The organism is Roseofilum sp. Guam (assembly GCF_017746735.1).
In the GTDB taxonomy this organism is placed as follows: Bacteria; Cyanobacteriota; Cyanobacteriia; order Cyanobacteriales; family Desertifilaceae; genus Roseofilum; species Roseofilum reptotaenium.
The window spans coordinates 1-20,114 of sequence record NZ_JAGHZN010000075.1 but is presented as its reverse complement, the minus strand read 5'-3'; the positions used below and the strand labels follow the sequence as shown (position 1 = coordinate 20,114).

The window sequence follows — 20,114 nt, the reverse complement described above, 5'->3', positions numbered from 1 at the left end:
ATTATATTATTTCCTATTAGTATTAGCTTTAGTTATTCATAGCCCTTGCCTTCCCATATTCTTGAAGTCACGACGTAAATTTACGTCGTGAATGAGCCGTTAAGCTAAAGACCCTCCTATGGGGTCTTTTTTTTGTGAGAAAACTACCAGTCTGACATTCATTTTATCACACCTTATGGTTCTCTACTTATCCATCAATAACGCTTATGTAATGGTCATGTGATTGGGTCATTAGTGAAAGTCTATGGTAATGCTTCCATGAATAAGTTTTCTCTATTTCTATGACCTATTTAATCCATACCCCATATTTGAGTGTTATGGTGATTTTGTGTGAAATATGTGTGAGTAGCAGGTCTCCAAAACCTGACTTCGGAGGACAAAGCCTTACGGGATCGAAGATTGACGATAACGCGCCCTGGAGGACTTGAACCCCCGACATCAGGTTTTGGAGACCTGCGTTCTACCAACTGAACTAAGAGCGCACTGGTTGGTTTGGATTAACCTAAGCCCTCTAATTATACACATCAATTGGAATTTGTGTCAAGGGGAAGGCGTTATTTAGTCTTAGTCTTGATTTTTGTATCTAAGGGACGATCAAAGCGCTGTTTGAGACGAGTTGCTTTACCAACGCGATCGCGCAAATAATAGAGTTTGGCTCGGCGGGCTTTTCCTCGGCGAGTCACTTTAATATTGGTGATGCGTGGAGAATGGAGTAAAAAGACTCGTTCTACGCCCACACCTTGGAATATTTTGCGAACTGTTATGGTTTCATTGATGCCACCATTGCGCTTGGCAATCACCACACCTTCGTAGGGCTGGGTTCTTTCTTTTCCACCTTCTCGGATTCTCACACCGATTTTTACTGTATCTCCAATGTAGATTAGAGGAATCTCTGGTTTCATTTGTTCCGCTTCTATAGAGCGGATGATTTCTTGAGCGTGCATGGGCTTCTCTATCTTAAAAACTCACAATTTTTTATGGTAACTCAAGATTTTATGTTCTGTCTAGGGGGAATAGGCAATAGGGAGTGGGGAGAGCGCCAAGTACCCAAATTATTTAAGTATTAATTGTTAATTGAATTGCGCTTCCTACTTCGATCTCACCTAGGGTTTTGGGAATGACGTTGCAGCCAAACATGAGACCTCCAGGTTGTTGGCGAAAGGTGGCTAGGGTTTTGAGGGGTTCGCGCTGGGAGTTGCGCTCTCCAGTGATTTGATTGGTGGTGATGATGATGCAGCGGGAGCAGGGTTTTACTAATTCTAATTCTACTGGGCCAATGGTTACGGTTTGCCAGCGATCTTCCCCAAACGGTTCGTTGGTTTCAATGACGATGTTGGGACGGAAACGGTTCATGGGGAATTGGGGGGGATCTTGGGGATAGGTTTGGCGCAGTCGGCGGTTGAGGTCTTCTAAAGATGCGGTATTCGTTAACAAGATGGGATAGCCATCAGCAAAGCTGACCGTATCATTTTCCGTGATGGCATACTTAGAATCAACGGCGCGGGGATGGTGGGGAGATTGATGAACAAGGCGACAGAGATGGTCTAATTTCAGGACGCTTTGAAACCACTCGGCAACGGGTTCTCCTTGGTCAATAGCCAGGGTCTGGGTTCGCCACACTTGAACAGGGTGTAGCTTGCCCTCTAAGGTAGGTTGAAGCACTAAAGGGTCAAAATTCTCGTATTCTAGGGTGAGGGTATCAGCCGTCAAATTTACCTGGACTTTGGTCATTTGTGGATAGTCCCGTTGGGTCATAAATTGACCTTGTGCGTTGACGAGCATCATTTGACGATCGCCAGCTAACCCATTTGGAGTTACTCTAATATTTGGGCAGGCGATCGCCCCACAAGACTTAATCGGGTAAATATACAACTGGGAAACTTGCATCATCCACACCTGGGCTATTTTATGCCATTGTATCCCTACTCACTTTACCGCAATTTGTAAAACGGCTGGCGTTTTGGTGAGCATCGGCTCTAAAGATTCGACTAACGCCTGTTCCCAGTTCGATAAGTGTTCTAAAGATAATCCAGGTAGAGAATCGACAGGAAAGGCCAATACGGCGAAACTCACATTTAGGGATAACTGGTGCAGAATTTTTACCATCGGTAATTGACGATAATAACACCAAGATTCGCGCAAATTGACTTGGGTTTGGCCAATATGAAGTAAAATCCAATTTTCACCATCCTGACTTTGAGCAACCAAACCATATAAACCGGGCAATTCGGGTACCTTTGGGCACCGTTCTTCTGGAGCGTCTAAGGTATAATGAACCCAGCACTGTTGAATCCAGACTGATAGGGGTTGAGTTGGGGTCAAGTTCATAGATTTTCCTAATCCGCTGGAATGGCTTTATGTCGTTTCCCTATACCAATCTCCCCTGCTTCTTCCGGAAAAATTTCTGGTTTAAGATTTATGCCATAAGACAAGCGTAAAACCCGGTTTTCCCTATTCCCTCTTACCTACCTGAGCTAACATAGAGATGGTGTGAGAGGTGAGATCGATGGTCTTACAACAATATTTTCGATGGCAGTGGCTGATGGGAGTGGCAATGCTGGTTTGTTCTCCCCTTCCCCTACAACCAGTTTGGGCAGCCGAACAAGTCTATGTTTCTTTTTCTTTAGTTGAGCGCTCTATTCCTGTGCGGGACTTAGAAAACTTTGTGAACGAAGGAAAAATCAGCCCCAAATTATCCGCTTATACTCGCTATCTGAATGAGGATCAACTTAATCAGTTTAGGGAGATTCTCCAGCAGCCAATTGATGTGACTCCTTTAGGGATTTCTCAATTTCTCTATTCTCCCCAAGGAGAAGTTTTATTAGAGCGCTTGGGGCGAGTGGTGAAAACGGGAGGACGACAACAGGGATTTTATGCGATTCGAGCAGCTTTGATTTTAGCGGCGGCTGAACCGGATGGGATGACATTGCTGAATATTTTGCGGAAATTTCCCACTCAAGGATTGCGAATTGATTTAGAATCGGCGCTCGATATTGCCTTGAATTTGTATACCTTAGTGCAGCAAACCAATGAAGCCAATCAGGTTGTCGCTCAACAATCGGCGATCGAGATTTCTTTTCAAGCTCAAATGGCAAAAGTACCCGAGGGAATTCAATGGAATTCGGCATTTCCTTTTTCGGTTCCGAAAGGAGAAATCCCCATTTCTGAACTGCCTGATTTAGATACTGTGGGCTATTTTCGCTGGGAAAAACGCTCGTTTACTCTCCGAGATCGGGAGCGAAATCGCGCTTATCCGGTCGATCTTTATGTTCCCAACCGTTCCGATCAACCCGCTCCTTTAGTCGTTATTTCCCACGGTTTAGGCTCGAATCGAGACAGTTTTGTGTATTTAGCCACTCATTTAGCTTCTAGGGGGTTTGCTGTGGTGGTTCCTGAGCATTTGGAAAGTAGCGATCGCCAACGGGAAGCGATGCTCGAAGGAAAAGCGAATGAAGTGGCTGAACCGAGCGAGTTTATCAACCGTCCTTTAGATATTATCTTTATGCTTGACGAACTCAGTCGCCAAACCCAACCGGGTGGCGCTCTGGAAGGACGGATTAATGTGGAGCGCGTAGGGGCGATCGGGCAATCGTTTGGCGGTTATACCGTGTTGGCGTTGGCTGGAGCTAAGATTAATTTTGAGCAGTTAGAAGCAGATTGTAATCCCAATAGTCCGTCGTGGAACGTTTCTCTGTTGCTCCAATGTCGCGCTTTAGAGTTAGGAGAGGGCGATCGCTCCCTGAATCTTCAGGACTCCCGCATTCAGTCTGTGATTGCCATTAATCCCATTAGCAGTCGGGTTTTAGGAGAATCGAGTCTCGATGATATTGAAATTCCCGTGATGATTGTTGCCGGGAGTAAAGATACGGTTGCCCTATCTTTTCCCGAACAGATTTTACCCTTTGTTTGGTTAACGAATACATCAGAAAAATATTTAGTCTTACAGGAAGGAGGAACTCACTTTTCTACTTTACAACCGGGGGAAGATGATCTCCCGTTACCCAGCTTGGTGATTGGCGAAGATCCCGATTTAGCCCGTCGTTATACCCTAGCCTTAACCTTAGCCTTTTTCCAAACTTATGTGGCTGAAAATCTAGACTATAAACCTTATTTAACTCCCGCTTATATCCAATCGATTAGCCAAGAACCCATGCCCCTGAGTTTAGTCACTCAACTCGAACTGGAGCAATTACCAGAAATCTCTCCAGGATTTTGAGATCGATTCATTATCAATGGATCTTAGGATGGAGAAATGCTTAACTTCGATATTTCAAGGGGTAACTGTTCCCGGTTAACCGGTGATGGGTGATGGGTGATGGGGATTAAGCGAACGGCACAGGCTTTGAGTTCCGGTTGTCCCGAACTGGGGCAGGCTTCCGGATGGGTTAACATATTGGCTTCTGTGCGATCGCCCCACATCGCCCCCCAATGCATCGGTGCAAATACGGTTCCTTTAGTAATATTCTTGGTTATTTTGGCCGGAAAACGACACCATCCGCGCCGCGATCGCACTTCGACCATCATCCCTTCTGCAATCCCTAATTTCTCTGCATCATAGGGGTGTACCTCAATCACTGCTTCTGGATGCATCTTCTGAATCTTATCAATTCGACCGGTTCGGGTTAAGGTATGCCAATGACCATAGAGCCGCCCCACTGTTAGCACAAAAGGATACTCACCATCCGGCAGTTCTGCCAAGCCCCGTGAATGGAACGCTCCAAATCGCGCCCGGCCATCAGAGGTATTAAAGCGTAAATCTGTATACATTCGAGCCTGTGGTTTTCCTCCATCGACACAAGGCCATTGGAGGGGCCCCTCTTCCCGCAGGCGCTCGTAAGTAATTCCCCGTTGCTCGCAGGGTCGATTAGCCGTAAGTTGGAGAAATTCATTGCGCACCGCTTCCGAGTCCGCAAAAGTAAACTGCTGCTCATACCCTAATCTGCGTCCGACTTCGGCAAAGATTTCCCAGTCGGGACGTGCAGAACCCGGAGCTGGTCGAAACGCTGGACAGAAGGTGACGCGGCGCTCCGAGTTAGTCATGGTTCCGGTTTTCTCGCTCCACTGAGCCGCAGGGAGCAAAACATGGGCATATTCGGCCGTTTCTGTGGGATAATAGGCATCCTGGCAAATAGTAAATGGCGATCGCAACAAAGCCGCTTTTGTCCGCTCCAAATCTGGCATACTCACCGCCGGATTCGTTGCTGCAATCCACAAAACCCCTACCCAGCCTTGTTCCAATCCTTGAATCATTTCCCAAGCAGACAACCCGGGTTGAGGATTAATACTTCCTGGCGTTAATCCCCAAAGCTGTTCTACTTCTCGACGATGCTCTCTATTTTTGACCAACCGATAACCCGGTAAAATATGGGCGAGTCCTCCCGCTTCCCGACCTCCCATCGCATTCGGTTGCCCAGTGAGCGAAAAAGGGCCAGCTCCTGGCTTACCAATATTCCCCGTCATCAAATGCAGATTAATCAGCACTCGATTCTTTGCTGTGCCTTCCGAAGACTGATTTAACCCCATCGACCACAGAGATAGCACCCGCTTCGACTCTCCCCACCAGCGAGCCGCCAGTTCCAAATCTTCCACTGAAATCCGGCAATTTCGCGCCACTAATTCTGGGGGATAAGATTGGATAACCTTTACATAGTCTACAAATCCAGTGGTTTGTTCGTCGATAAACAGGGAGTCAATCAATCCCCACTTGTGTAATAAATAGGCAATTCCATTCATTAAATCAATATCCGTACCCGGCCGAATCGCCAAATGCAGGTCAGCCGCTTCTGCGGTTTGGGTCTTGCGCGGGTCTACAACAATCAGTTTTACCTGCTTATTTTTCTTGTGATAAACCCGCAAGCGATTAAAAATAATCGGGTGACATTCTGCCGTATTCGTACCAATGAGAAACGCACAGTCGGTTAATTCCAAGTCATCATAACAACAGGGTGGCCCATCAGAACCCAAGCTTTGAATATATCCGGACACTGCCGAAGACATACACAAGCGAGAATTAGCATCAAAATTATTGGTTGTCAGGAAACCTTTAAGCAATTTTTGGGCAATATAATAATCTTCCGTTTGAAACTGTCCGGACCCATACATACAAATCGCATTAGGCCCTTGAACCAACCGAGTCGTCTTAATTTTGCCAACAATACGGTTGAGCGCTTCATCCCAAGTTACTTTACGAAATGGCTCATCCAATGAATCGCGCATCATTGGGGTTTTGAGGCGATTTTTTTCTAAAGATTCACTTATCGTTGCTCCTTTGACACAAACTTTTCCTAAACTCGATGGGTGAGTTTTATCGCCCATTATCTTCCAAATAGGTAACCCATCTTTGTCTCGGTTGGTCGCTTTACCAGGAACAGCAGGAGGAGAGGCATCTAAGCCACAACCGACTCCACAATAAGGACAAAGGGTTTTGTGTACCATGGCAGTTTAGTAGGGGGATGGGGGATGGGGGGATAGGGGGATGGGGAGATAGCTTGTTGCCTATTCCCCATCCCCATTCCCTATTCAGCAGCAGTTACGGGAGAGTCCACATGAGCAACCGTAGTCGCTTCCATTTCTCCTTCGTGGTGGTCGGCAAATGAGCCTTTGGGTTCTTTGAGGAAGAAGCCGCAGAGGAAGGCAACAATCAGAGATGCAACGCCTAGAACTTCAAAGAAGACTCGGTTACCCACATCTCCAGAAGGGAGCAAGCTAAAGAGGGTGAGATAAGCAACCGCTCCGACGTTACCATAGGCTCCGACATTACCAGCAATTTGTCCGGTGACGCGGCGTTTAATCAGGGGAACCATGGCGAAGGTAGACCCTTCTCCCGCTTGGACAAAGAAGGAACACGCCATAGTGAGCATGACAGCTAGGGGTAAGAACCAACTTCCAGTGACGCGACCCATCATTAGATAGGCAATACCCATACCTCCGGTCAATACTGCCATGGTCATTTTACGACTGCCGAGGCGATCGGAGATTAAGCCACCCCCAGGACGGGACATTAAGTTCATGAAGGCATAGCTGGCAGCAATCATCCCAGCAGCTTGTTTACTCAGGCCAAAGGTTCCTTCAAAGAAGGCAGGAAGCATGGAAACAACTGCAAGTTCTGAACCAAAATTAACAATATAGGTGAGTTCTAAGAGGGCAACTTGGGAAAATTCATAGCGGTCTTCAGCCGGATAGCGCTTTTTGCCCAGCATCAGTTCTTTGTTCACATCCCAACAGTTATAGGCTTGGAACAGATAGAGGCACAGTAACCCCCCCCAAACCATATAGAGTTGCGGAGTATTCAGAAATCCGACTTTACTTAAGCGCCAAGCGAGAACAGCAAGAATACCAGAGAGGGGAATATTCATGAGCATCAGGAACCAGAAGTCTTTTGGCGTGGTAACTTCTAGACCGGTTGCTTTTTTGGGCTTTTGATAGACTTTGCCAGGAGGAGTATCTTGGACGTTAAAGAAGTAAAGAATACCGTAGAGTGCGGCGATAATTCCAGTTCCAGCAATAGCAAGCCGCCAGTTAATGATGCTACCGGCTCCAAAGGTGAGAATCGCGGCAATAGTAGGCAGGGTAAAGGCAGAGGCAGCAGAACCAAAGTTCCCCCATCCTCCATAGATACCTTCAGCTAGACCAATTTCTTTGGGAGGGAACCATTCCGCAACCATGCGAATACCAATTACAAACCCTGCACCGACGATACTGAGGGCAAGTCGGCTAATCACCAGTTGGCTAAAGTTTTGGGCACTGGCGAAGGCAATACAGGGAATGGCGGCATAGACCAAAAGAACAGAGTAGGTGATTCTGGGCCCGTATTTGTCCAGAAGCATCCCAATAATAATCCGGGCAGGAACAGTAAGGGCGACGTTACAGATAGCAATTGTCCGAATTTGACCCACTTCTAAACCGAAATCCTCTTTAACGGCTGTGGCTAGAGGGGCGAGGTTGAACCAAACAACGAAGGAGAGGAAGAAGGCGAACCAGGTCATATGCAGAATTTTGTATCTGCCCTGGAATGACCACATTTCTTTGAGCATGACGGTTGATTAGGTAATGGGTAATAAGTAATAAGTAGGAAGTCAGGAGTAGAAAGTCAGGAGTCACAGGAAATCCCCGCGTCTCCGTGTCCCTATTGTCCTGTCCAGGAACTAACTTCAAGAACACCACTAGGAGCCATGACAACGAGGAAGGGGGCAGAGCTAGAGGAGTCTTTTTCTTGGACTAGGGTTTCGAGGGGAGTTTCCGTGAGATAGTCGGAGGCGACGGAGTTCAGGGGGATGTAATTGGCGATCGCTCCTTCCTCGTTGACCTCTACCTGATACACTAAACTCTCAGAGAACGTAGGCGAAGTTTGCCAATTGCTATCAATTTGTTCATAAAGCTCTGAGCGTAACGCACTGACCGTAGCTTCATCCATCTCAACTTCTAGGGTTTCTGCTACGTCTTCGACAACTTCCGTTTCTATAGTTTCGGTCATCACCGCAGAGGTTGTAACTCCCGTGGGACTTGCACTCGCTACAATGACCTCTTCTACTTCAGGTGTAGCAGTCACTTCGGGTTCAGGAGCAACCACTTCTGCAACTTCTGTTTCGGCTAAAGCCACTTGGGTTATCAGATGATTCCAGCGACCCACCATGACTCCAGCAAAGACAAGGACTCCGATTAAACTGAAGCTTTTCAGAAGTACGGACTCTACAGGAGAGAGGGTATTGTTAGGTTCAGACATTTTTGCGATACTCCTTAATTAAGATGATTAGATATTTGGACTGGGGGCACTCCCCAGTTTTTTTGTTCTATCTGTCCTTAAGCATCTAGAACAATCTCTCCAACCGGATGAGCGATACAGGTCAGAATGGCTCCCTGCTGTTCGCCCAAGGCTTGGGGGTCTTGGAGATAGCGAACTTCTCCAGAAACCAACTGCTGTTGACAGGTTCCACAAGTTCCGGAACGACAACTCGACTCTAGGTCAATGCCTTCCCGTTCTGCGGCTTCCAAGATGGACTCGCCTTTATAACAGGGGAAAGTTTTACCCGTTTTGGCTAATTGCACCGTTCCCACAGGGGTAGCCAGGGGTTCTATGACAGGCAATTTAGCTCCATTGCCGTTCACGTCTGGAGTCGGAGCTACATAGCCGGCTTTGGGTTGGGCCCCAAATTGCTCAATCAGTAGGTTGCGTAAGACGAGTTTCAGGTCTTCGCAGGGAATGGCTTTCATCACCTTTTGGCCAAGTTGAGCTTCTTTCCCCACTTTGCCCCCCATGAAGATATCGACCGCTTCTACGGTTTTCCCGTTTTTGCGGGTTTTGGTTCCCATTAAGCCAATGTCAGCAACTTGGGGTTGCCCGCAAGAATTGGGGCATCCGGTCCAATGGATGCGAACCGGTTTTTCGAGGGTTAATTCCTGACTGAGTTCTGCCATCATCGTGTTTGCCCGATTTTTGGTTTCAATGAGGGCAAATTTGCAGAATTGGGCCCCGGTACAGGAGACGAGGGCGCGAGAGAGGGGGTCAGGGTTAATGCTGAATTTCTGCAAGAGAGGTTCAGCCAGGAACGCTTCTAGACGCGAGTCAGGAATGTTGGCAATAATCGCATTCTGCTCGACGGTGAGCCGAATTTCCCCATCGCCGTAGACTTCGCCTAGGCGCGCCAGCTCAAACATATCGGGCGGGTATAGGCGACCGACGGGGATGTGCAGCCCAGCGGTGTTGAATCCAGGTTGTTTTTGCTTGTGAATGCCAATATGGTCTCGTTTGTCCCAGTCAAATTCATCTTTGGGTGCGGCTTCAGGGAGGCGTTTGCCCAGTTGTTGTTCAACGGTGGCTCGGAATCGTTCGATTCCCCATTCGTCAATCAGCCACATGAGTCTAGATTTTTGCCGATTGGCTCGTAAACCATGGTCTCGGTAGACGAGGAGAATGGCACGGCTGAGAGCTACGCAATCACTCGGTTCTATCCAAACGTCTAGGGGGATGGCCGCTTCGCACCGTTTGCCAGAGAAGAAGCCACCGACGAGAACGTTGAAGCCCAGAATGCCGTTTCGGTAGGCGGGAACATAGGCGATGTCATTGATTTCCGCGTGAACAGAATTATCTCGGCTGCCGGCGATCGCAATGTTGAATTTTCTGGGTAAATTAGTAAATTCAGGGTTCCCTTGACCGGAGTTGGTAATCATGTTTTGGGTCGCCTGCACTAATGGGCGCGTATCAATCAGTTCAGCACTGTCAATACCAGCAACGGGAGAGCCGGTAATATTACGCACGTTATCCATTCCCGATTGCATGGAAGTTAAGCCCACTTCCTGAAACCGGTCGAAGATTTGAGGAATATCTTCTAGGCGAATGCCCCGCAGTTGCAGGTTTTGCCTTGTGGTAATATCAGCATTGCCATCTTCTCCATAGTTTTCGGTCGTTTCCGCTAACACCCGCATTTGCTCGGAGGTGAGGATACCGTTGGGCATGCGCATCCGAAGCATGAATTTTCCTGGAGTAACAGGCCGGAAGAAGATTCCTAGCCATTTGAGCCGTTGGTCTCGGTCCGTTTCATCTATAGATTCCCAGCCCATTTGAGCGAATTGTTTGAGTTGTTCTTTGACGGCTAAACCGTCTTTTTCAGCTTTAAAGCGTTCAAATTTATTGAGCGTTTCAGTAGAGGGGACGGTTGTCATACAAAACAGCCTCTTTAAATTAGGTAAGAATTGATCTGGGTCTGCTCCGCCGTGAATTTAGCTAGTATGTTAGGGAGATCGATCGTAGAATTTCGTATTTCAAATCACAAAATATTTCGTTTTATGAACTTTTTGTATGAATAAAGTGTAAAAATCGCATAATCAAGGGGGACGAGAAGTCCTGGAAACCTTATCTGATGAGTGTTAAGGGTGAAAAATGACCTAGGACGCAATTGTAAAGAATCGCAAAGAATCTGTAGAAAAGATTAATAATTTAAGGATAAGGGCAATGGCAGAGGATTTGAGGAAACCACAAACGGAAGAGACGATTGAGGATGATCCTTTAACACAACTGCGTAATTTACTCATTCCTCCGGAAAGTAATGAGTCTCAAAAAGAACTCAATAAATTAAAAGAGCTGAAGCAAGAGTTGGCGAGTTTGCAGAACCAACAGCCAGATTTGGAGGAGTTAACGCAGGTTTTAGTACCGTTAGTGGGAGAGGAGGTGAAGCGGTATTTAATGCGATCGCCGACTGCCCTAATGCAATGGCTCGATCCAGCCCTAACGCGCACCATTAAGGAAAACAAGCAGGAAATTGCCGAAACGATGATTCCCCTACTGCCAAAATCCAATCAGGGGACGTTGTCTCCAGCAACTTGGGATCGGCTGCTGGATGAACTGCTGCGAGGAGTTGAAGATCGTCTTGAAGAGTCCCGGAAAGAGTCGGAGGAGAAAACTAGCCAGAAGTTTGAGCAGTTCCTACGAACCGATTTAATGGAGTATATCCAAACTCAGTCAGAGGAAGTTGTGCATCTAATTTTACCACAGTTAGTGCCGCCTCTGCAAAAACAACTTAAACGTGCCCTCAAACCCTATTTAGAAAAGCAACAGGAACTCCTGGAAACCCAACTACAACAGCAGTTGATGGATGGGATGACGCAAAGATTTCAAGAGTCGCGGGAAGAGTTAGTAACTTTACTTACTCCCAAGGAACAGCCCGCGTTGCCTTCGGTGCAAGATCTGCAACCCGAAATTGCGGCTCAAGTGAAGAGTCAATTGTCTGAGCATTTATCGGAGTATGTGCAAAACCAACCCCTTCCCGATTCTTCTGAACTGGTTAAAACTTTACAGCCAACCTTAGAGAGCTTCATTGTGCAACGGGTGGAGCAAGTTCAAGGGGAATTAATTGGACAGATAAAACTACCTGAAAGTCCGGATATGCAACAATTGCAGTCCGTTCTTTTAGCTCAGTTAGAAGGATTGGTTGAACAAAAGATTCAGAGTCAGTTAGATGCGTTAGTGGCTGAAAAGCTCGAATCAGCTCTAGCCCAATTACCTCCAGCGACTGAACCCCCAGAGCAACAGACACCAGAGGAATTAATGGCACTGCTGAGTCCGCAGATTGAAGCGTTAATTGTGGATAAAGGTGAGGCTGGAGAAAGTCAACCCGCCCCTGCTTTACCTGCAACCTTAGTCTTTAAGGAAAAAGTGGAACGTCTGCGCTCTGGGGGGATTTCCACGGTATGGTTGGTGGTTATTGCGGCAGTTGTGGCGATCGCCTTTTTGCCTCTCGGTTGGTTGGTCTATCGCTCTGTCCGAGAAACCCGCTTAAGTCGTGAACTGACGGCAGTTTTGGCCAATTCACCCACCCTATCGCCCTATCGGTTAGATGCACAAGTGAAAGGCAATGGGGTGATGTTAACCGGACAGTTGCCCGATCCGAGTTTACAGCAAACGGTGGAAGAGGCGATCGAGGAAAATGCCCCCAATTTAGCCCTGGATAATCAAGTCGAAATTATTGCTGCGCCTCCGACTGCGGAAAAAATTCAGGCGGAAGTCACCAGAGTCGAGGCAAGTTTGGATCGTTTAGATAGCATTTCGATTTCTGCTGAATATGCTAATGGAGAAGTTACGATAAAAGGAACAGTGATTCAAGCCGCCGATGCCACTCGCATTACCCAAGCCTTTACTGAAATTCCTGGAGTTAAAGCAGTCACCAATACGGTGCAAGTCCAGCCCCCAGAAATTCCGATTCGGATTTATTTCACCGTGAATTCTGCTGAGTTGCCGACGGCAGATATCCGGGTAAAAATTATTCCGTTGGTAACGCTGTTAAAACGCTATCCAGAATTAAAGATTAAGATTGTCGGCCATATTAGTCCCAATCAGGAGGAAGAAAAAGGGCAAGCGTTGAGTCGTCAACGGGCGGAAACCGTGCGAAAGGTACTGATTCAGCAGGGAATCGATCCGAAACGGCTTCTGGTAGAGGCGATCGCTTATCCTCCAGCGGATGTCAATCCTAAGCAAGCCGATTGGTTAAAGCGAGCAGTTGTCTTTTATCCTCAGTAATTGTTATTTATGAATGTTCAACCATGAAGATAGAAGATAGTGAAGCATCTGCAAGTGAATTAAAAACTAAATGCCCAAACTTGATTGAAAGTTTTTGATCCCTCAATACCCATTATCCATTACTCCCCATTAACTAGCACGAAGCGCTATAGATAAATTCTAACCTTCCTGTTTGTGCATCTAAGCACACTGAAGCGCCAACGGGTAAGGCTCCATTTTCACCATCATGACCAAAGGGTAAATCAGAAACGATCGGAATACCTAAGTCTGAGAGGCGATCGCCTAAAACCTCTTCTACGGTTAAACTCGGTCGTCCTTGGGGAGCTTCACATTGACTAAACCGACCCAAGGCAATCCCTCGAACTTGGCTTAAAAGCCCGCTCATGCGCCACTGAGTGAGCATCCGATCTATGCGATAGGGCATTTCTCCGACATCTTCCCAGGCTAAAATCACTCCCTGAACATCAGGTTGTAGAGGTGTACCCAGCAGATGGGTGGCTACAGTTAAATTACCCGGCAGTAAAATTCCTTCTGTGCGATCGCCTCCCCATCCTTTACCTTGAAGAGCAGCTAAGGGTTCTCCACGAACAGCGGCCCATAAACGCTCTAAAGACCATGAGGGTTCCTGGGAGAGGGTAGTCAGTACAGGCGCATGGATGCCTCCGCCCACTCCTTGGTAAAATTGGCTCCATAACAACCCAGTAATATCAGAAAATCCAATTAACCATTTGGGATACTGTTTCCAAGGGAGATCCTCGATCCAGGGTTCTAATAAGCGAGTCGTTCCATAACCTCCGCGAACACATAGAATACCGCGACACTGAGGATCGTGGAGAGCGTCAAGGAGTTGAGTGCGGCGGTCTCCATCTTTTCCGGCCAAATATCCCCATTGGTCATAAATTCTCTCATCAACCTTGACCTGATATCCCTGTTGTTTCCATAGTTCCAGTCCAGCTTGAAAACGCTGCTGTTCTTGCAACGGGCCACTAGGAGCAATGACCGTTAATTGATCTCCAGCTTGAAGGGGAGGAGGGAGTGCTAAAGCCAGGGGCATGATCTTAACGACAGGATAATCAGGATTTACCTTGTCTAGGATACTCTGGTTTGTGGGAAAGCTTAAAGAAAGTAATCCCCCAGTTGTCCCCAACTGGAGGAGTTCATCAGGGTGCATCTACCATTTCTATATACTCTCTGATTTTGATCCGATCCGGAAGGAGATCAGACCCCTCATCAGATCAATTGACTGATTGGGGTATAATACCCAATATCTATTGAAATTATCTGGTATCATTAGTCACGATTCTAAGTCTTTGATCGATCGCACTGAATGAGTGGGTGAAAATCGTTAGATTATTGTCTCAAGTAATAGGCAAAAGGCAATAGACCATGTCCTAGTCCTATAACGCTACATTACAATAATTAACATTTCTTAGTCATTTCCCGACTCAATCCATGCAAGTCACCGTTTCATCAAACAGTCCATCCGATCTAACTGGCCAATATTGGGATTGGCGCGGCTATTCCATTTACTATACCCAAGCTGGACAACCCCATCCCCAACGCCCCTCCTTACTCCTAGTTCATGGGTTTGGGGCATCTACCGACCACTGGCGCAAAAATATTGCTGAACTTCAGGAAGATTTTCAGGTTTGGGCGATTGATTTGCTCGGATTTGGGCGATCGAGTAAACCCAAATTAACCTATAGTGGAGACCTCTGGCGCGATCAACTCCATGACTTTATTACCCAAGTCATAGGTCAGCCTGCAATTTTAGCTGGAAATTCCCTCGGTGGTTACGCCTCTCTCTGTGTCGCCGCTCAATATCCCCAGTCAGCCGTCGGTTTAGTCCTTATCAACAGTGCTGGGCCTTTTTCTGATAGTGAACCTAAGACCTCACCCAACCCCATCAAAGCCACTATCGGTAAAATAACGCGTTGGCTATTTCTGCAACCAGGGATTAACTTTTGGCTGTTTCAATATGCTCGTCGTCGTGCCACTATCCGTAAAACCCTCCTCAAGGTCTATCTGGATAAAACCGCCGTCACTGACCAACTGGTAGAAGAAATTTATCGCCCCTCCTGTGATGTTGGTGCTCCTGACGTTTTTGCCGCCGTCTTCAAAACTCCTCCTGGCGCAAAAGTCGATCATCTCTTGCAGCAACTTGCCTGTCCTCTCTTAGTTCTTTGGGGAGAAGCTGACCCCTGGATGAAGGCTAGGGAAAGAAGTCCTAAATTCCATCAATATTATCCCGATCTGACAGAACATTTCCTCGAAGCAGGGCATTGCCCCCATGACGAAGTTCCCACTCAGGTGAATGAGTTAATCCGCAATTGGGTATATGGGACTACGCCCTAGGAAATAGGGGATGGAGAACACCGACAAGTAGGGGCAAAAAATTTTTCACCCCTACTGCTCCTTGCCTTTTGCCGAGCAATTCTGTCAGACGATATTAACAAATGTTGTCAACTTCAATTTATTGTGTTAAGTTTGGTTACAGATACTTGAAATCTCACCGGAGTTCTGAAAGATGGAAAAGCAAGACAATAAATTGGGTTTCACTGCCTTCGCCGAAACTTGGAACGGCCGCCTCGCAATGCTAGGGATTATCATCGGTTTAGCTACGGAGTTCATGACCGGTCAAGGTATCCTTTCTCAACTTGGCTTAATGTAATCTCCGATGGCATTCATCAATGAATGCCATCATCTCTAACCGAAACAATCTCTTTGTAGAGAGGAGTCAGCGATCGCTGATTCCTCTCTTTTTCTTGTATCTATTAACAGATTTCCTTCATAGAACAAGAAAACTTAGAAATTGAGTGATGTCGCTCAAATTGAATGGACAGGGCTGGTATTGTCTACCCTACTCGACTAGACTATATTTAGGACTTGACAAAACGCTCAGGTACGATTGCTATGGAATTTATTAATCCCAAAACCGACTATGCTTTTAAGAAAATATTTGGCTCAATTCAAAGCAAAAATATTTTAATCAGCTTTCTAAATGCTTTGGTCTATGAAGGGCATTCCACCATCAAAGATTTAGAAATTATCAATCCCAATTTACCGCCTCAACTTGAAGGGTTGAAAGATACCTATCTTGATGTCAGAGCGACTCTCAATGATGGGACGCTCGTGATTATTGAAATGCAGGTCTTAAATGTTCAGTCTTTTGGGAAGCGGGTCTTATTTAATGCTGCCAAAGCTTATAGCTTTCAACTGCAAAAAGGGCAAGGATATCGAATGCTAAAACCAGTGGTTGCTTTGACTATTACTGATTTTGATATGTTTCCTGAACGCAATCGGCTCATTTCTCGCTTTGTTTATCGAGAGAAATCAGAAGGATGGCACTACCCTGATAATGATTTGGAGTTAGTCTTTGTGGAATTACCCAAGTTTACTAAAGACTTAAATCAGCTTGAAACCTTAGCGGATAAATGGATTTACTTTATGAAATTTGCACGATCGCTTACGTCTATTCCAGAATCTCTCAATGAGATTCCAGAATTCCATCAAGCCTTTGAGATTGCTAATGAAGCGGGTTTAACACCAGAGGAACTAGAAGCGTTAGAACGTCGGGAAATGTTTATTTACGATCAACAGGGGGCGATCGCTTTGGGACGACAGGAAGGACGACAGGAAGGACGGCAAGAAGGAATTGAACAAGGAAAACATGACATTGCTCGAAATTTATTGGGTCAATTGAATGATGAGGCAATTGCACAAGCAACGGGATTAAGTTTGGAGGTTGTTGCAGCTTTACGTCAGGAAATATAGCCAGCAAGGTGGGCAATCACCTACTCATCTCGATCTTTGATCGCGAGTTTAGCAGAAGTGGCGATCGCACCACTCTGGATTTTCTTTACCCACCCTATCCAACTTCATTTTATTTAGTTATACTCTTAGATAGCGATTGAGCTATACAATGGAAGCAATCAGCTATCTAGCCTCAATCCCCTACAAACCCTATCAGAAGTGAAGCCAATGATGTACTCCAACGCTCGTTTAGCTGCGGGCCCTTTAAAATCCTCAGAAGCAGAAGGATTACTGTATATGCGAGAAGAGGAAAAATTGGCACACGATATCTATCTATCTCTATATACCCGTTGGCAACTTCCTATTTTTGACAATATCGCCCAAAGCGAGACTCGTCATATGAATGCTGTTCTCAGACTGCTCAACCGTTACGGACTCGACGATCCGATCGCCAATAACAACCCAGGTGTTTTTACCAATCCAGACTTACAACAACTATACGATGCCTTGCTCAAAACCGGTCATCGCTCTTTAGCCGATGCTCTCAAAGTTGGGGCAGAGATTGAAGAACTGGATATTGTCGATCTAGAAGAGAAGATCGATCAAACTCAAAAACCCAACATTCGACAAGTGTATGGTAATTTAGTGCGAGGCTCTCGTAATCATTTACGCTCGTTTGTCTCTGTTTTAAGTCGTCAAACTTCTGACACCTACCAACCCCAACATTTATCGGTAGAACAATACAACGCTATTATCAGTTCCGCTCACGAACCCGGAGGACAAGGAGGACATCACAGCAGAGAAGGACATCGTGGGGGTTATCGCTGGGGTAGGAGATGTGGAAATCGTTGGATGCAGCGGCATAAGGGCGCAAGGATACGGAGATGTGAGTAAGAAAGATGATAGGCGCTAGGCAATAGTCCTCTTCTATCACTCTAGGAAAGTACAATCGAAGTCCAATTCTAAAACTTAGTAAGGGCATGATGTTGCTCGATCTCACACTAACAGAAACTCGGACTCAAATGGGCTTTGAGGATTGTCTATCCCCTTGCCGCATCCGCGATCGCGACGTTTTTTCCTAACAGAAACTCAAAAATCTAGTCAGATCGGCAAATGTCTCTGTCTACAGGGGATACAGCGATCGCGATTTCCGAAAGTGACAGAAGAGGGCTATAGCGTTTCTCTCTTCTATGAGGTACAGCTTGAAGCCTTAGAACCTAAGGCATGCAAGCTATTGCAAAGCAAGCCTATTGCTAGAGTGCCTAGCGCGAAGCGCTATATATTTTCCCGAGTTCTTATTTATTAAATTCTTTTAATACATTGATCAACAATGTCAATCAATTTCAATCGTTTTGTCCTTCCCGCTAATTGGGAGATTTCCTATTCCTTGAACTCGGAGAGTGACAGAAGAGGGATAGTCTTCAAGTATTGGTTTTCCTCAGTTTCCGTTGTAAGGGAATTCGAGGAGTAATAGAAATATCGTAATTGATAAACGATAGCACCAATTGAAAACCAAGAATAATTGGTAGAGCTGCTAACATCACAGTTCCCGCAGTCGCCGTTTCTCCAGTAGTAAAGCTTTTCAACCAAGAGAAACTACCGAAGATAAAACCAAAGAGTAATAGAGGAAGTCCGAGTAATAGCTCTAGGGAAGCAATAGAAAAACTTCTCAAGTAATAATTATAGAAAATTCGCTTGATAAAATTATGGCAATTTCCCCATAAAAAGGGTAAGAAAATCTTCATAATCTTCAGATTACTTTGCTCATCTCCATATTGCGAAGGCATGGGAATATCTATTACCACCGCTTGCACGGTATTCAGACGAAAGAGTAAATCCGATTCAAAGAAAAACCGTTTACTCAGTTTCCGCAGAGGAATGAGTTCTAAAACAGCATGATGAATAGCGGTATAGCCATTTGTAGGATCAAATAATTCCCAATATCCAGAGGATAATTTAGTCAAAAACGATAAGCCTGCATTTCCTAAGACGCGAATTATAGGCATCCCTTGCAGGTGTTCTGGATGATAGAAGCGATTACCTTTAGTGTAATCCGCTTCTCCTGAGAGTAGGGAAGCAATCAATTGGGGAATAAAACGAGGATTCATTTGCCCATCTCCATCCAGCTTAATCACAATGCTTGCTCCGTCTAGAAGTGCCTGTTGATATCCGGTAATCACTGCACCACCAACCCCCTGATTTTGGCGATGATAGAGGACTTGAATTCGGTGATCTTGATTGTTGTTTTCAATAAACTCACCTGTGTTTTCTGGGCAACAATCATCAACCAGATAGATTTGATCCACTTCTGTGCCAATTTGAGATAAAACAGAATTGATATGTTGGCGAACTCGGTAACAGGGAATAATGACAGCAACTTGTGGCTTTAAACTCAATTTAACTCCCCTCTTTTATTGATAATTCATGACAATCAAGCCGGACATAATTAGGGTAACTCCCACCAAGTAACGAGCATCAACTTTTTCCCCTAAAAACAGGCTACTCAACAGGGGAACAATGACAAAGGCTAAGGCCATAAAGGGGTAGGCTTGATTTAGGGGAATAAATCGCAATAACCACATCCAAAATAGGGTTGCCGAGCCGTAAATAATTAAGGCACTCCAGAGATAGGGATTGCTGACATAGCTCATCAGTGTTACTTCTTGGGGAGAATGGATATTACTGAAATTTGCAGCTAATTTAAATAGTAGTTGTCCTAGACTAATGCTAAAAACGCAAGCAATGAGATAAAGGATAATAGATGGGTTCATAAGTATAGTGCTTTGTGCTAGGCACTCTAGCAATAGACAATAGGGTTATAGCCAGAAGTGTTGAATGTTAGCTTAATGCCAAAAAAAAAGAGAATAAAATATGGTGTTTTATTTTTAAATATTAAAATAATACTCTCTAAATGCTAGCATTCTTTACCAATCTGGTCAAACCGATTCTCAAGTCATTGTCTGCTCATAACTACCCAGTTCTCAACTCTCGCCTGTTCTTTGAAATCTGGTTAAACTTCTTACTCGATAGTAGTTTGACTCAGAAGTGTTTAATTTCGACATAAAACTTTACATTTAACTGAAGAAAAGTCCCTAGTGAACTAAATAAGGGTTTCTAGAATCAGATCGTAGCTCCAATGAATAATAGAGCAGCGCCGACTAAGTTCGACTGGCAAATAACGGAATTTATCCAACAGGGTTTGGCCATAGAATAGATTATCGATTAACTCAATTTGCCCAGATTGAAAAATGGTGCGAGATGATTATGAGTGCTTATCTAATGATTAGCTTGAATAGTCAACCGTTTTTGTTGTTAAATAGTTCAGAATCCCAGAATTCAAAAAGTCCTAAAT

Annotated in this window: 16 protein-coding genes, 1 tRNA gene and 1 pseudogene; 7 read left to right on the top strand and 11 right to left on the bottom strand. The window is 45.5% G+C overall.

Annotated features, from left to right (window positions below; all coding sequences use genetic code 11):
• Positions 1-409: 409 nt before the first annotated feature.
• The 4 genes from J7529_RS22670 to J7529_RS22655 form a co-directional block, all read right to left on the bottom strand.
• A tRNA-Trp gene (locus J7529_RS22670) sits at positions 410-482 on the bottom strand.
• Positions 483-554: 72 nt separating this feature from the next.
• A complete protein-coding gene (gene rplS, locus J7529_RS22665) occupies positions 555-944 on the bottom strand; it encodes a 50S ribosomal protein L19 (RefSeq protein ID WP_318730860.1) in 390 nt (129 codons plus the stop codon).
• Between the two features lie 112 nt (positions 945-1,056).
• Positions 1,057-1,887: an MOSC domain-containing protein gene (locus J7529_RS22660; protein ID WP_413038972.1), complete on the bottom strand. Its 831-nt coding sequence runs from the start codon at positions 1,885-1,887 to the stop codon at positions 1,057-1,059.
• 39 nt (positions 1,888-1,926) lie between these two features.
• Positions 1,927-2,328, bottom strand: a complete 402-nt coding sequence (locus J7529_RS22655) for a hypothetical protein (protein ID WP_318730858.1) — start codon at positions 2,326-2,328, stop codon at positions 1,927-1,929.
• Positions 2,329-2,506: 178 nt separating this feature from the next.
• Between J7529_RS22655 and J7529_RS22650 the strand changes: the two genes are divergently transcribed.
• A complete protein-coding gene (locus J7529_RS22650; RefSeq protein WP_318730857.1) occupies positions 2,507-4,216 on the top strand; it encodes an alpha/beta hydrolase in 1,710 nt (569 codons plus the stop codon).
• Between the two features lie 23 nt (positions 4,217-4,239).
• Here J7529_RS22650 and J7529_RS22645 read toward each other — a convergent pair whose 3' ends face one another.
• The 4 genes from J7529_RS22645 to J7529_RS22630 all read right to left on the bottom strand — a co-directional run bounded on the left by J7529_RS22645 (position 4,240) and on the right by J7529_RS22630 (position 10,659).
• Positions 4,240-6,435, bottom strand: coding sequence for a nitrate reductase (locus J7529_RS22645; RefSeq protein ID WP_318730856.1), 2,196 nt, complete (start codon positions 6,433-6,435; stop codon positions 4,240-4,242).
• A gap of 80 nt (positions 6,436-6,515) precedes the next feature.
• A complete protein-coding gene (locus J7529_RS22640; RefSeq protein ID WP_271936866.1) occupies positions 6,516-8,033 on the bottom strand; it encodes an MFS transporter in 1,518 nt (505 codons plus the stop codon).
• A 92-nt stretch (positions 8,034-8,125) separates the two neighbouring features.
• Positions 8,126-8,722, bottom strand: coding sequence for a hypothetical protein (locus J7529_RS22635; RefSeq protein WP_318730855.1), 597 nt, complete (start codon positions 8,720-8,722; stop codon positions 8,126-8,128).
• A 77-nt stretch (positions 8,723-8,799) separates the two neighbouring features.
• Positions 8,800-10,659, bottom strand: a complete 1,860-nt coding sequence (locus tag J7529_RS22630) for a ferredoxin--nitrite reductase (protein WP_318730854.1) — start codon at positions 10,657-10,659, stop codon at positions 8,800-8,802.
• Between the two features lie 289 nt (positions 10,660-10,948).
• On the opposite strand from J7529_RS22630, the gene J7529_RS22625 reads away from it, so the two are divergent.
• Positions 10,949-13,009: an OmpA family protein gene (locus J7529_RS22625; RefSeq protein ID WP_318730853.1), complete on the top strand. Its 2,061-nt coding sequence runs from the start codon at positions 10,949-10,951 to the stop codon at positions 13,007-13,009.
• Positions 13,010-13,142: 133 nt separating this feature from the next.
• On the opposite strand, the gene J7529_RS22620 is transcribed toward J7529_RS22625, so the two are convergent.
• Entirely contained in the window at positions 13,143-14,063 is a 921-nt protein-coding gene (locus J7529_RS22620) for a S66 peptidase family protein (RefSeq protein ID WP_271939747.1), read from the bottom strand.
• 398 nt (positions 14,064-14,461) lie between these two features.
• Here J7529_RS22620 and J7529_RS22615 point away from each other — a divergent pair, with 398 nt between their 5' ends.
• From J7529_RS22615 to J7529_RS22600, 4 genes are all read left to right on the top strand, one after another.
• Entirely contained in the window at positions 14,462-15,364 is a 903-nt protein-coding gene (locus tag J7529_RS22615) for an alpha/beta fold hydrolase (RefSeq protein WP_318730852.1), read from the top strand.
• 172 nt (positions 15,365-15,536) lie between these two features.
• Entirely contained in the window at positions 15,537-15,680 is a 144-nt protein-coding gene (locus J7529_RS22610; protein ID WP_271939737.1) for a high light inducible protein, read from the top strand.
• 242 nt (positions 15,681-15,922) lie between these two features.
• Positions 15,923-16,783: an Rpn family recombination-promoting nuclease/putative transposase gene (locus J7529_RS22605; protein WP_318730851.1), complete on the top strand. Its 861-nt coding sequence runs from the start codon at positions 15,923-15,925 to the stop codon at positions 16,781-16,783.
• 207 nt (positions 16,784-16,990) lie between these two features.
• On the top strand, positions 16,991-17,656 hold the full coding sequence (locus J7529_RS22600; RefSeq protein ID WP_318730850.1) for a DUF2202 domain-containing protein: 666 nt from the start codon (positions 16,991-16,993) through the stop codon (positions 17,654-17,656).
• 527 nt (positions 17,657-18,183) lie between these two features.
• Here the strand turns inward: J7529_RS22600 and J7529_RS22595 are convergent.
• Both J7529_RS22595 and J7529_RS22590 read right to left on the bottom strand, forming a co-directional pair.
• Positions 18,184-19,158 carry a glycosyltransferase family 2 protein gene (locus J7529_RS22595; RefSeq protein ID WP_318730849.1) on the bottom strand — a complete coding sequence of 325 codons (975 nt, stop codon included), beginning with the start codon at positions 19,156-19,158 and terminating at the stop codon, positions 18,184-18,186.
• Positions 19,159-19,173: 15 nt separating this feature from the next.
• Entirely contained in the window at positions 19,174-19,533 is a 360-nt protein-coding gene (locus J7529_RS22590) for an EamA family transporter (RefSeq protein ID WP_271939741.1), read from the bottom strand.
• Positions 19,534-19,673: 140 nt separating this feature from the next.
• On the opposite strand from J7529_RS22590, the pseudogene J7529_RS22585 reads away from it, so the two are divergent.
• Positions 19,674-19,802: pseudogene (locus tag J7529_RS22585) on the top strand (IS4 family transposase); the annotation flags it as partial.
• Positions 19,803-20,114 lie beyond the last annotated feature (312 nt).

Bases quoted from the DNA above. Each gene is read 5' to 3' on its own strand.
- J7529_RS22605 (WP_318730851.1), top strand. From the start codon at position 15,923: ATGGAATTTATTAATCCCAAAACCGACTATGCTTTTAAGAAAATATTT.
- J7529_RS22625 (WP_318730853.1), top strand. From the start codon at position 10,949: ATGGCAGAGGATTTGAGGAAACCACAAACGGAAGAGACGATTGAGGAT.
- J7529_RS22590 (WP_271939741.1), bottom strand. From the start codon at position 19,533: ATGAACCCATCTATTATCCTTTATCTCATTGCTTGCGTTTTTAGCATT.
- J7529_RS22635 (WP_318730855.1), bottom strand. From the start codon at position 8,722: ATGTCTGAACCTAACAATACCCTCTCTCCTGTAGAGTCCGTACTTCTG.
- J7529_RS22645 (WP_318730856.1), bottom strand. From the start codon at position 6,435: ATGGTACACAAAACCCTTTGTCCTTATTGTGGAGTCGGTTGTGGCTTA.
- J7529_RS22600 (WP_318730850.1), top strand. From the start codon at position 16,991: ATGATGTACTCCAACGCTCGTTTAGCTGCGGGCCCTTTAAAATCCTCA.
- J7529_RS22655 (WP_318730858.1), bottom strand. From the start codon at position 2,328: ATGAACTTGACCCCAACTCAACCCCTATCAGTCTGGATTCAACAGTGC.
- J7529_RS22610 (WP_271939737.1), top strand. From the start codon at position 15,537: ATGGAAAAGCAAGACAATAAATTGGGTTTCACTGCCTTCGCCGAAACT.
- J7529_RS22615 (WP_318730852.1), top strand. From the start codon at position 14,462: ATGCAAGTCACCGTTTCATCAAACAGTCCATCCGATCTAACTGGCCAA.
- J7529_RS22620 (WP_271939747.1), bottom strand. From the start codon at position 14,063: ATGCCCCTGGCTTTAGCACTCCCTCCTCCCCTTCAAGCTGGAGATCAA.
- J7529_RS22650 (WP_318730857.1), top strand. From the start codon at position 2,507: ATGGTCTTACAACAATATTTTCGATGGCAGTGGCTGATGGGAGTGGCA.
- rplS (WP_318730860.1), bottom strand. From the start codon at position 944: ATGCACGCTCAAGAAATCATCCGCTCTATAGAAGCGGAACAAATGAAA.
- J7529_RS22640 (WP_271936866.1), bottom strand. From the start codon at position 8,033: ATGCTCAAAGAAATGTGGTCATTCCAGGGCAGATACAAAATTCTGCAT.
- J7529_RS22630 (WP_318730854.1), bottom strand. From the start codon at position 10,659: ATGACAACCGTCCCCTCTACTGAAACGCTCAATAAATTTGAACGCTTT.
- J7529_RS22660 (WP_413038972.1), bottom strand. From the start codon at position 1,887: ATGCAAGTTTCCCAGTTGTATATTTACCCGATTAAGTCTTGTGGGGCG.